Raw genomic sequence first — 12,283 nt, forward strand, 5'->3', positions numbered from 1 at the left:
CAGTTTAAAAGTCAGCGAGTAATCGCGCAGTGTCCGTTTCACACCTTGTCCCATCGGGTTCTCCATTTATTGGGGGGAAAGGTGTAAACCATATTCAGGACGGGACAAGAGAAATAAAAAAGCCACACCGGTTGGTGTGGCTTTTGTTTAGGGGGTCAACCCGGGTTGCTTAGGGGCGACCGGCCGGGCAGGTGGCCACGTTGACGGCGGCAGTGCTGCCACCATGACGACCTGATGTGCTCACCTCGTTGCGTACCAGCGGCGGGTAGTTAACCGGCTCACGGGCAGGCAGGGCAGGGGCTTCGGCAGGGGTTGCCATCGGGGCGGATGCTTTGCGGGCACGAGCCAGCAGGCCAGCACCGTGAGCTACCTGTTTGGTCACGACCGGAGTCTCTTCCACCACAACCGCAGCGACAGGTGCCGGGGCAGCAACTGGCATTTCGACTGCAGCCGGTACAGCTTCCACGACAGGAGTGCTGACAGCAGGGGCTTCTTCAACAACCGGAGCAGTTTCAACGACTTCAATGGCAGCCATGTCGACAGCCGGAGCGGCGACAACGGCAACTTCCGGCTCTGCAGGCACCACGACCTCAGCGACAGCGTCAACAACCGGGCTCGCGATCACATCGGCTTGAGTTGCTTCGACCTGGGCAGCAGCCTGCTCGGCAGCTTCTTCAGCAACGGCTTCGACAACCACATGCTCGGTCAGTGCAGCAGAGGCTTGCAGGGCAGCAGCGACGGCTTCAGCGCTCGGGATGGTAACAACAGGCACTAACGGCTCTTCGACTTGCGCTTTGGCAATATCTGCCTGAGCTGCGGTGGTCAGAGTGGTGGTATCTTGCTGTTCTTCGTCACGCTGGCTGCGGGCATCTTCGTTGATGCGCTTGCGGCGCTGGCCTTCGATACGCTGGCTGCGCGGAGTGCGGCGTGAACGGCGCTGGCCTTCACTCTGCTCTTCCTGTTCGTTACCCACGGTAGCATCGATCACTTCAGCTTGCGCTGGTACTTCGTCAACCGGCAGGGCAGGGGTGTCAGCAGCGGCGACATCGACGCGGATCTGCTTGCGCAGTTGGCGACGTTCGCGGCGCTCGGCCACTTTCTGCTCTTTCTCCTGACGTGGCTGGACGGCAGCTGCATCGACGGTATCTACTGCGTCAACAACGACTTCGGCGCGCGGCTCACGGGGAGCACGAGGTTCACGGGCCGGACGTGGCGCACGTTCCTGACGCGGTTCTCGAGGCTCGCGCTCCTGACGGGGTTCACGTTCCATGCGCTGTTCGCTGCGCACTTCGCCACGAGCTTCACGCTCCTGACGAGGCTCGCGCTCTTTACGTGGACGGCGATTGCGGTTTTCACCGGCTTCGCGGTTGCCACCTTCACGCTTCTCGCCAGCTTCTGCATTGTTGCGGTTGCCACGATTGTCGTCACGACGAGGACGCTGACCACGGCCACGACCTTCTTCGCGCTGGTGACGTTGACCTTCATCCTTGCGTGCTTCACGAGCAGCAGGTTTCTCGGCGGGCGCTTTCACGTCGGCAGGGGCTGCATCGCTGCTGAACAGGCCGGTAATGCCTTTGATCAGCTTGCTGAAGAAACCGGCTTCGGCAGGGGCCGCAGCAACGGGAGCCGCCGGCTGTTGCGGTGCAACAGGGGCCGGTTGTGCCGGTTGGGCAAAACCTTGCAGCAGCGGTTGCTCACGCTCGATCACCTGAGCTTGCTTCGGTTGGTAGACCGGCTTGGCAATCTCGGTTTTTAGCTCGTAGCTGGCCGCTTCCGGGATCTCGTTCTGACGAATGCGGGTTACTTCGTAGTGCGGGGTTTCCAGATGCTGGTTCGGAATGATGTAAACACGCACATCATTGCGCTGTTCCAGACTGGCGATGGCGGCGCGCTTCTCGTTAAGCAGATAGGCGGCAACATCCACCGGCACCTGAGCATGCACCTGCTCGGTGTTGTCCTTCATCGCCTCTTCTTCGATGAGACGCAGGATGGACAGGGCGAGGGATTCGTTGTCACGGATCACGCCTTGACCCTGGCAACGGGGGCAGATATGGCTGCTGGACTCGTTGAGGGAGGGGCGCAGACGCTGACGAGACATCTCCAGCAGACCGAAACGGGAGATCCGCCCCAGCTGGATGCGGGCACGATCCTGATGCACCGCTTCACGCAGACGGTTTTCCACTTCGCGCTGATGGCGAACCGGGGTCATGTCGATGAAGTCGATTACGATCAGGCCACCCAGGTCGCGCAGACGCAATTGACGGGCAATTTCGTCGGCCGCTTCCAGGTTGGTTTGCAGCGCAGTCTCTTCGATATCGCCGCCCTTGGTGGCGCGGGAGGAGTTGATATCGATGGAGGTCAGTGCTTCGGTCGGATCGATAACGATGCTGCCACCGGAAGGGAGGCGCACTTCACGCTGGAAGGCTGATTCGATCTGGCTCTCAATCTGGAAGTGGTTGAACAGGGCAACTTCACCCTTGTACAGCTTCACGCGGTTGAGGAAATCGGGACGTACCAGCTCGATATGGGCCTTGGCGCGTTCGAAAATCACCGGATTGTCGATCAAAATCTCGCCCACATCGCGACGCAGGTAGTCACGGATGGCACGCACGATGACGTTGCTTTCCTGGTGGATCAGCACCGGCGCAGCGCGCTCCTGAGAGGCCTTGTGGATGGAGTCCCAGTGGTTGAGCAGAACGTTCAAATCCCATTCCAACTCTTCTGGCGACTTGCCCACACCAGCGGTACGCACGATTAGCCCCATGCCTTCCGGCACGGTCAATCCACTCAGGGCTTCTTTTAGTTCAGTCCGCTCATCACCCTCGATGCGGCGGGAGATACCACCGGCACGGGGGTTGTTGGGCATCAGTACCAGGTAGCTACCTGCCAGGCTGATAAAGGTGGTGAGGGCTGCACCCTTGGTGCCACGCTCTTCCTTGTCGATCTGGACGATAACTTCCTGACCTTCGCGGACCACTTCTTTGATGTTGGGACGACCCTGATAGGAGTAACCGGAGGGGAAGTAATTGCGGGCGATCTCCTTCAACGGCAGGAAACCGTGGCGCTCGGCGCCGTAGTCGACAAAAGCAGCTTCAAGGCTGGGTTCTACGCGGGTGATCTTACCCTTGTAAATGTTCGCTTTCTTCTGCTCGTGTCCCGGACTTTCAATATCCAAATCGTAGAGCTGTTGTCCGTCAACCAGCGCTACGCGCAACTCCTCTTCTTGAGTTGCGTTGATAAGCATTCTTTTCATTGAGTTCTCATTATTGTGTCATTTTGATTTCCTCCATCTGGGTCCTGCCAGCGCCGGCCTCGGGTCTTCAGCATACTGGGGCAACCTCCCGGTTGGGGTATGCATGAGGCGCAAACTAAGGGCGTTCTGGTCATCACTTCTCGAGAAGGAATGAATAAGGATGCCGAAATGGAGACAAATAAACGGTGATGTTTGTGTTCTCCATGCGTTGTACCTCGCACCCGGGAACCGTCATGTTCTTATATACACGGTGTTTCGGGATTGGGTGGCATACTTTTTGGCCACTTAGTACAAGGCTTGAACACAATGACAAAACCTTGTTTATTATCCCATTTAAACCTCTTTTATAGCAAGGCGCCATTTTTCAACAAACCATGCAGCCAAGGGGCGCGGGCAGTGTTAAAATCCGCGCCATGACACAGATACAACAACAAGTGCAGCTGCTCACCATCGAAGCTGAGCATGACGGGCAGCGCATCGACAATTTTCTCAAGACTCAGCTAAAGGGCGTCCCCAAGAGCCTGATCTATCGCATCCTTCGTAAAGGCGAAGTGCGAGTAAACAAAAAGCGCATCAAACCGGAGTACAAACTCTGCGCAGGTGACGAGGTGCGGGTACCCCCCGTGCGCGTTGCCGAGAAGAATGAGCTGCCTTCAGCCAACCTCGGGGTTATCCAGCGTCTGGAGAGCCAGATCCTGTTCGAAGACGATGCCATGATCGTGTTGAACAAGCCCTCCGGCATGGCCGTACACGGTGGCAGCGGCCTCAGCTTTGGTGTGATTGAAGGGCTACGCGCACTGCGTCCGGAAGCCCGCTTCCTCGAACTGGTTCATCGACTGGATCGTGACACCTCTGGGGTATTGCTGGTTGCCAAGAAGCGCAGCGCCCTGCGCAGCCTGCATGAACAGTTGCGGGTCAAGACCATGCGCAAGCAGTATCTGGCACTGGTACGCGGCAAGTGGCAGGCTCACGTCAAGGTGGTCAATGCGCCGCTGCGCAAAAACGATCTGCAATCCGGTGAACGGGTAGTGCGGGTCAGTGCCGATGGCAAGCCCTCCGAAACCCGGTTCCGTATCGTGCGTCAATTTGCCGAAGCGACTCTGGTCGAGTGCAGCCCCATCACTGGCCGTACCCACCAGATCCGCGTGCACACCCTGCATGCCGGTCACCCGATCGCCTGTGACGATAAGTACGGTGAAGCGGCGTTTGACGATAAAATGCGCAGCCAAGGTCTGAAACGGCTCTTTTTGCATGCCTGGAAGCTCAGCTTCACCCATCCGGCCGATGGTCGCGAAATGCAGGTAGAAGCGCCGCTGGCACCTGAGCTCGACAACTTCCTCAACGGCTTGCCACGTTGATGCAGGATATCCGGCTCGCCATTTTCGATTGGGACGGCACCCTGATGGATTCGGTAGGCCGGATTGTTGCCTGTGTGCAAGGGGCCGCCAGAGATTGTGAGCTGGCGGTACCTGCACCAGCCCAGATCCGGCAGATCATCGGATTGAGCCTCGATGTCGCCATGTCCCGTCTGTTCCCCTTATGCAGTGGCAGTGGCGCCACCAGCGGTGAGCGCCAGATTGCCGCACTCATCGATCGCTATCGTCATCACTATCTGCACGATGCCACCCCCAGCCCGTTGTTTGCCGGGGCAGGGGAGTTGCTGCATGACTGGCGGTCACGAGGGCTGCAACTGGCCGTCGCGACCGGGAAATCACGCCGCGGGCTGGATCGGGTATTGGATGAAACCGGGCTACGCCCGTTGTTTGTGGCTAGCCGAGGGGCCGATGAGGCCCGCTCCAAGCCTGATCCGCTGATGCTTGAGCAGATCCTGGACGAGCTGGGGCTGTCACCCCGGCAGGCGGTAATGATCGGCGACTCTGTTCACGATATGGCGATGGCCGAGGCGATCGCCATGCTGCGTATTGGTGTCACCTGGGGGGTGGATAGCCGCGATGCCCTCAGTCGTCACGGGCCAGTGGCGGTGGTGGATTCTATGGCGGCTCTTCGCGGGCTGTTATAGACGCCTCTCTTTAAGAGACGTCGATCTGATTGATAACAGAAGCCCGGTCTATTGACCGGGCTTTTTATATGCTCGATCTAGCTTATCTATTCGTCCGCGATCAGGGCAGGGCAATACCGTGGCGCTCCAGCAGCTCGATCAGGCCGATCAGTGGTAGACCGATCAAGGCGTTAGGATCGCGCCCCTCCAGCCCCTTGAACAGCACGATCCCCATCCCTTCACATTTGAAGCTGCCCGCACAATCTAGGGGCAATTCTGCCTCTACATAGCGGCGAATGGCGGCTTCATCGAGGTTGCGAAAATGGACGGTGAAAGGTTCCACCAACTGATGAGCCTCCCCGGTTGCAGCGTTAAGTACGCACAGCCCGGTGTAAAAGGTGACGCAGCGCCCCTGGGCCGCCATCAGCTGGGCGATGGCATTGTCTATGGTGCCCGGTTTGCCGAGGATGTGATTATCGCAGACACACACCTGATCAGATCCGATGATCAAGCCGTGATCACGTTGCCCGGCGATGGCATCAGCCTTGGCACGAGCCAGTCTGGCCACCAGCGCCTCGGCGGATTCGCCAGCCAGTGGTTGCTCATCCACATCGGGCGCGGCACATTCAAAGGGGAGTCCGAGCTTCTCCAGCAGGGCTTTGCGATAGCGAGAAGTTGAGGCGAGGATCAGATTCTGTGGCATAATCGAGTTACCGATGAAAGCGAGTACCGGCATTCTAGGGACTTGTGACGTTAAAATCATCGGCGGTAAGGACTTTTTCCTTTGACTATCAGTTGTTGGACCTATATTATTCGCGCCCTATGCAAAAGGTGAAGTTGCCCGTTAAGGTTGATCCAGTCCGTAGTGCCTTGAAGCTGCTCGATTACATCGGGATAGTGGAAAAGTCGCAGATGCCCAGGCTGGAGGAATCAACCGCTGGCTTGCAGAGTGATATCGAGGTATCACTGCACTTTGGCAAAGATGTCCAGAAGTTGACCGTTATGAAAGGCACTGCCCATGCCAAGGTTGACCTGGTTTGCCAACGTTGCGGAGAGACATTCGAACACCTCTGTGAAGCTGAATTTATCTACACTCCGCTGTTCGAAAGAACAAACGAGGAAGAACTGCCGGAAGCTTATGAGCCCATTGAGTTGGACGAAAACGGCGAGATGGATCTTCATCAAATCCTGGAGGATGAACTCATCCTCTCGTTGCCTCAAGTCGCTATGCATTCTCTGGATGCATGCCCGAGAGGAAACATGGAGATGACTTGGGGTGAAATCGAACCTGCTGATGAGCGGCCGAATCCCTTTGCAGTTCTTGAAGAGCTTAAACGTAAGTGAATTTAGGAGTTAGCCTACAATGGCCGTACAACAGAACCGTAAAACCCGTGCCAAGCGTGGCATGCGTCGTTCCCACGATGCGCTGACCACCGCTGCCCTGACTGTTGATCAGACCAGTGGCGAAATTCATCGTCGTCACCACGTGACTGCCGATGGTTTCTACCGCGGTAAAAAGGTAATCGCTTAAGGATTGCCTTTGTCTACGCAAACTGTCGCGCTAGACATCATGGGGGGAGATATTGGCCCCTCGGAAACAGTGCCTGCCGCCGTGCAGGCACTGTCTCTTTTACCCCAGTTAAAACTGATCCTGGTCGGCGACCAGCACCAGACCTCCTCTCTGCTGCAGCAACATGGTTTGCTGAATCATCCCCGAGTCCGTTTCGTACATGCATCCCAAGTGGTTGGCATGGGCGATAAACCGATCGTGGCGCTGCGTACTCTGAAAGACTCCTCCATGCGGGTGGTACTCAATCTGGTGAAAGCCGGTGAGGCCGATGCCTGCGTCAGTGCCGGCAATACCGGTGCGTTGATGGCGATGGCCAAGTGCGTGCTCAAATCCCTGCCCGGGGTCGATCGGCCGGCACTTATCAAGGCGCTGCCGACATTGAGCGGCAAACGCACCGTGATGCTGGATCTAGGCGCCAACGTCAGTTGCGATGCGGATACCTTGCTGCAGTTTGCGGTGATGGGCTCCGTCGTGGCCGAAAAGGTAGAAGGCATTGCATCCCCCCGTGTTGCCTTGCTCAACATCGGCGAGGAGGAGATCAAGGGCAACGATCTGGTGCGCCACAGCGCCGAATTGTTGCGTCAGTGCCAAGCGCTCAATTATGTCGGGTTCGTCGAAGGGGATCGCATCTTCAGCGGCGACAGCGATGTGATCGTCTGCGACGGTTTTGTCGGCAATGTCGCCCTCAAGACGGCAGAAGGGGTGGTGCGGATGATGGCCCAGCTGGCCGGATATCCCCGCAAGAAACGCACTTTTCTTGGCCGGATCGCCGGATTTATGTTCAAACGGCGTTTTTCTTACCTGAACCCCGACCAGTATAACGGAGCAAGTCTGTTAGGATTGCGCGGCATTGTGGTAAAAAGTCATGGGCGGGCCGAACGGCGCGCTCTGTGTAATGCGATCCTGCTGGCCGCACAAGAGGCCAAACATCAACTTCCACTGCAAATAGCAGATCGCCTTGAAGCTGTCTTCTCTGACAGGGATCTATAAGAACTCTATGCATAGCAAAATTCTGGGTACTGGCAGCTACCTGCCGAGTTCAGTGCGTACCAACGCCGATCTCGAGCAGATGGTTGAGACCAGTGATGAGTGGATCGTGGAACGTACCGGTATCCGTGAGCGCCGTATTGCCGGGGCTGACGAGACCGTTGCCACCCTCTCTTACCAGGCCGCTCTGCGCGCCCTGGATGCAGCCGGTTTGACCGCTGCCGATCTCGATATGATAGTGCTGGCCACCACCAGTGCTGAAAATGCCTTCCCGGCTGCCGCCTGCGAGCTGCAGGGGCTGCTCGGCGTACCGGGCATTCCTGCCTTTGACGTGGCAGCGGCCTGTGCCGGTTTCACCTACGCACTCTCCATTGCCGATCAGTTCGTCAAATCCGGCGCCGCCCGCCATGTGCTGGTCGTCGGGGCCGATGTGCTCTCCCGCATGTGCGATCCGCAAGATCGCGGCACCATCATCCTGTTTGGTGATGGGGCAGGGGCTGTGATTGTCGGTGCCAGCGAGACGCCGGGCATTCTCTCTACCCATCTCCATGCCGATGGCCGTTATGGTGAGCTGCTCAAGCTGCCTCATCCCCGTCGCGGCATGCCGGGTGCTGAGCTCGAAGCCTACATGTATATGAAGGGCAACGATGTCTTCAAGGTCGCGGTCACCCGTTTGAGCGAGATCGTCACCGAAACGCTGGCCGCAGCTGGCATCGAGCCGAGCGAGCTGGACTGGCTGGTACCGCATCAAGCCAACTTCCGCATCATCAGTGCCACCGCCAAGAAGCTGGGTATGAGCCTCGATAAAGTGGTGCTGACCCTCGACAAGCACGGCAATACCTCTGCTGCTTCCGTTCCGGTCGCCTTCGACGAAGGGGTGCGGGATGGCCGGATCAAACCGGGTCAGCTGGTACTGCTGGAAGCCTTTGGTGGCGGTTTCGCCTGGGGCTCGGCGCTGGTTCGCCTCTGATCTTCGGCGGGATGGTGCGCCTATCATCCCGTCACCGATTTCATTTTTGTCTTATCTAAAAGGAATCAATGATGACCCAATTTGCCATTGCCTTCCCGGGACAAGGTTCCCAGTCCGTAGGCATGCTGGCCGAGCTGGCCGAACAACATGCCGTGATCAAGGAGACCTTCGCCGAGGCGAGTCAGGTGCTGGGTTATGACCTGTTTGCCATGGTGATGGATGGTCCGGTTGAAGATCTGAACAAAACCTGGCGCACCCAGCCTGCACTGCTGACTGCCTCTGTCGCTCTGTGGCGCCTGTGGCAACAGCTGGGTGGGGCAACTCCTGCCATGATGGCGGGTCACAGCCTGGGTGAGTACTCCGCGCTGGTTTGCAGCGGCGCACTCGATTTTGCCGATGCGGTCAAACTGGTCGAGTTGCGTGGTCTGGCCATGCAGGAAGCGGTACCGGAAGGCACCGGCGCCATGGCTGCTATCATCGGTCTGGATAACGAATCCATCGCAGCCAACTGCGAAAAAGCGGCACAAGGGCAGGTCGTCTCTCCGGTCAACTTCAACTCCCCGGGCCAGGTGGTTATCGCCGGTCACAAAGAGGCCGTTGAGCGCGCCAACGTGCTGATGAAAGAGTCGGGCGCCAAGCGTGCGCTGCCGCTGCCGGTCTCCGTGCCGTCTCACTGCGCGCTGATGAAACCTGCCGCAGAAAAACTGGCAGCTGCGCTGGACGGGATCGAGATCAAGGTTCCAACCATCGCGGTCATCAATAATGTCGACGTATCCTGTGAACAGGATCCGGTCGCCATCAAGCAAGCACTGGTTCGTCAGCTGTTCAGCCCGGTTCGTTGGACCGAGACTGTCGAGCGGATGGCCAATGAGGGGGTTACCCTCGAGATCGAGATGGGACCGGGCAAAGTGTTGACTGGGCTCGCCAAGCGTATCGACAAGCGCGTGGAAGGTATTCACGCCAACGATGCCGCCTCTTTCGAGCAGGCGCTGGCCCAGATCAAGTAAACAGGAGCAAGTGATGAGCTTTACCGATAAGGTTGTGTTGGTGACCGGTGCCAGTCGTGGCATCGGCCGTGCGATTGCCGAAACATTCGTGGCCCGTGGCGCGAAAGTGGTCGGTACGGCGACCAGCGAGAGCGGTGCCGAGGCGATCAGCGCCTATCTGGGCGAGAATGGTTGTGGCATGGCACTCAACGTGACCAGCCAAGAATCCATCGAAGCCGTCTTCGCCGCCATCAAGGCGCGCTTTGGCGACATCGACATCCTGATCAACAACGCAGGGATCACCCGTGACAACCTGTTGATGCGGATGAAAGATGACGAGTGGAACGAGATCATCGATACCAATCTGACCTCGCTTTACCGTCTGAGCAAACCGGTGTTGCGTGCCATGATGAAGAAACGTCACGGTCGCATCATCAGCATTGGCTCCGTGGTGGGAACCATGGGCAATGCCGGTCAGGTCAACTATGCTGCCGCCAAGGCCGGTCTGGTTGGTTTTACCAAATCGTTGGCGCGGGAAGTGGCATCCCGTGGTATCACAGTGAACGCGGTTGCCCCCGGTTTCATCGAAACCGACATGACCCGTGCCCTGAATGACGATCAACGTGCCGGCATCATGAGTCAGGTGCCTGCCGCCCGTTTGGGTGATCCAAAAGAAATTGCCGCAGCTGTGGTATTCTTGGCTTCTGATGAAGCAGCCTATATCACCGGCGAAACCCTGCATGTTAATGGCGGGATGTACATGGTGTAATCAATTTGTCGTAAGATCTGTTCAAATTTGCGATAGTACGCCGAAGTTTGGCACATTTCGTGGTTTGACCAGCGGCAAGCTACTTGCAAACTCACGTCAATTGAATAAACTACCCCAACCAGACGCAAATAGCGTATTTTTAAAGGAAAATTCAGGTCATGAGCAACATCGAAGAACGCGTAAAGAAAATCATCATCGAACAACTGGGTGTTAAAGAGGAAGACGTTAAGAACGCTGCCTCCTTCGTCGACGACCTGGGCGCTGACTCTTTGGATACCGTTGAACTGGTAATGGCGCTGGAAGAAGAATTCGATACCGAAATTCCTGATGAAGAAGCCGAGAAGATCACCACTGTTCAAGCGGCTATCGACTACATCACCGCTAATCAGGAATAAGTTCCTGTTCTGAAAGAAGCGGCCCAAGGGCCGCTTCTTTTGTATTTGTTCCTTTTCAAAACACCTCTCGGAGACTACCTCAGTGTCAAAACGCAGAGTCGTGGTGACCGGCTTGGGGATGCTTTCCCCGGTGGGTAACACTGCCGAATCCAGCTGGCAAGCACTGCTCAACGGGCAGAGCGGCATTTCCCTTATCGAACACTTTGATGCCAGCGAGTTTGCAACCCGCTTCGCAGGTCTGGTCAAGGATTTCGATCCAGAGCAGTACGGTATCAACCGTAAAGACGCTCGCAAGATGGATCTCTTCATTCAATACGGCATCGCGGCCGGTATGCAGGCGCTGGATGATTCCGGCCTGACCATCAATGAAGAGAATGCCGAACGTGTCGGCGTGGCGATTGGCTCCGGTATCGGCGGTCTGGGTCTGATTGAACAGAACCACGAAAGCTTGGTCAACGGCGGCCCGCGCAAGATCAGTCCCTTCTTCGTTCCGTCCACCATCATCAATATGGTGTCCGGTCATCTTTCTATCATGAAAGGTCTGCAAGGGCCGAACATCGCCGTGACTACCGCCTGTACCACTGGTACCCATGCCATCGGTATGGCTGGCCGGATGATCGCTTACGGTGATGCAGACGTGATGGTCGCTGGCGGTGCCGAGAAAGCCTCCACCGCGATGGGGATGGGGGGTTTTGCTGCCGCCAAGGCACTCTCCAACCGCAACGATGAGCCGCAAAAAGCGAGCCGTCCGTGGGATAAAGATCGCGATGGTTTCGTGCTGGGTGACGGTGCCGGTGTGCTGGTACTGGAAGAGTACGAACACGCCAAGGCCCGTGGCGCCAAGATCTACGCCGAGCTGGTCGGTTTTGGCATGAGCGGTGACGCGTACCACATGACTGCGCCTCCTACTGATGGCAACGGTGGCGCTCGCGCCATGAAAAATGCCATCAAGGATGCCGGCATTGCCCCCGAGCAGATTGGTTATATCAACGCGCACGGCACCTCCACCCCGCTGGGTGATGTGGCCGAGCTGCGTGGCATGAAGTCGGTGTTTGGTGAGCACGCCAAATCCCTGATGGTCAGCTCCACCAAGTCCATGACCGGTCACCTGCTGGGTGCCGCCGGTGCCATCGAGGCGATCATCACTGTGTTGGCCCTGCGTGATCAGGTGGCTCCGCCCACCATCAACCTGGACAACCCGGATGAAGAGTGCGATCTGGATCTGGTGCCCCATGTGGCCAAACCAGGCAGCTTTGAATACGCCCTCTCCAACTCGTTTGGTTTTGGCGGCACCAATGGCTCACTGATCTTCAAACGCGTATAATTTGCCGCAGGGCAAAGACACAGGCCCGAT

The 12,283-nt window shown here is 57.4% G+C and carries 12 protein-coding genes; 10 read left to right on the plus strand and 2 right to left on the minus strand.

The window, feature by feature from the left end; genetic code table 11:
• Positions 1–169 precede the first annotated feature (169 nt).
• Positions 170–3,253, minus strand: coding sequence for a ribonuclease E (gene rne / locus G5182_RS13400; protein ID WP_421254435.1), 3,084 nt, complete (start codon positions 3,251–3,253; stop codon positions 170–172).
• A gap of 413 nt (positions 3,254–3,666) precedes the next feature.
• Here rne and rluC point away from each other — a divergent pair, with 413 nt between their 5' ends.
• Both rluC and G5182_RS13410 read left to right on the plus strand, forming a co-directional pair.
• Positions 3,667–4,611 (plus strand): 23S rRNA pseudouridine(955/2504/2580) synthase RluC, encoded by a 945-nt coding sequence (gene rluC, locus G5182_RS13405; protein WP_227342952.1) that lies wholly within the window; start codon positions 3,667–3,669, stop codon positions 4,609–4,611.
• Positions 4,611–5,273, plus strand: coding sequence for an HAD-IA family hydrolase (locus G5182_RS13410; RefSeq protein ID WP_227343055.1), 663 nt, complete (start codon positions 4,611–4,613; stop codon positions 5,271–5,273). The genes rluC and G5182_RS13410 overlap by 1 nt, the downstream gene beginning before the upstream one ends.
• 100 nt (positions 5,274–5,373) lie before the next feature.
• Here the strand turns inward: G5182_RS13410 and G5182_RS13415 are convergent, their stop codons facing one another.
• Positions 5,374–5,955 (minus strand): Maf family protein, encoded by a 582-nt coding sequence (locus G5182_RS13415; protein WP_227342950.1) that lies wholly within the window; start codon positions 5,953–5,955, stop codon positions 5,374–5,376.
• Positions 5,956–6,074: 119 nt separating this feature from the next.
• Between G5182_RS13415 and yceD the strand changes: the two genes are divergently transcribed.
• The 8 genes from yceD (at position 6,075) to fabF (ending at position 12,253) form a co-directional block, all read left to right on the plus strand.
• Complete coding sequence (gene yceD, locus G5182_RS13420) at positions 6,075–6,596, plus strand: 23S rRNA accumulation protein YceD (protein ID WP_227342948.1); 522 nt, start codon at positions 6,075–6,077, stop codon at positions 6,594–6,596.
• 19 nt (positions 6,597–6,615) lie between these two features.
• A complete protein-coding gene (gene rpmF, locus G5182_RS13425) occupies positions 6,616–6,783 on the plus strand; it encodes a 50S ribosomal protein L32 (protein WP_005300935.1) in 168 nt (55 codons plus the stop codon).
• A gap of 9 nt (positions 6,784–6,792) precedes the next feature.
• Complete coding sequence (gene plsX, locus G5182_RS13430; RefSeq protein ID WP_100653778.1) at positions 6,793–7,812, plus strand: phosphate acyltransferase PlsX; 1,020 nt, start codon at positions 6,793–6,795, stop codon at positions 7,810–7,812.
• Between the two features lie 7 nt (positions 7,813–7,819).
• On the plus strand, positions 7,820–8,779 hold the full coding sequence (locus tag G5182_RS13435; RefSeq protein WP_040065495.1) for a beta-ketoacyl-ACP synthase III: 960 nt from the start codon (positions 7,820–7,822) through the stop codon (positions 8,777–8,779).
• 71 nt (positions 8,780–8,850) lie between these two features.
• Complete coding sequence (gene fabD / locus G5182_RS13440) at positions 8,851–9,786, plus strand: ACP S-malonyltransferase (RefSeq protein WP_421254443.1); 936 nt, start codon at positions 8,851–8,853, stop codon at positions 9,784–9,786.
• 13 nt (positions 9,787–9,799) lie between these two features.
• Complete coding sequence (gene fabG / locus G5182_RS13445) at positions 9,800–10,534, plus strand: 3-oxoacyl-ACP reductase FabG (protein ID WP_005333159.1); 735 nt, start codon at positions 9,800–9,802, stop codon at positions 10,532–10,534.
• A 158-nt stretch (positions 10,535–10,692) separates the two neighbouring features.
• Positions 10,693–10,929 carry an acyl carrier protein gene (acpP, locus tag G5182_RS13450; protein ID WP_005300909.1) on the plus strand — a complete coding sequence of 79 codons (237 nt, stop codon included), beginning with the start codon at positions 10,693–10,695 and terminating at the stop codon, positions 10,927–10,929.
• A gap of 82 nt (positions 10,930–11,011) precedes the next feature.
• Positions 11,012–12,253: a beta-ketoacyl-ACP synthase II gene (gene fabF / locus G5182_RS13455; RefSeq protein WP_421254436.1), complete on the plus strand. Its 1,242-nt coding sequence runs from the start codon at positions 11,012–11,014 to the stop codon at positions 12,251–12,253.
• Positions 12,254–12,283: the final 30 nt, after the last annotated feature.

This window comes from Aeromonas sp. 600948, from assembly GCF_049174875.1.
Taxonomy (GTDB): domain Bacteria; phylum Pseudomonadota; class Gammaproteobacteria; order Enterobacterales; family Aeromonadaceae; genus Aeromonas; species Aeromonas veronii_A.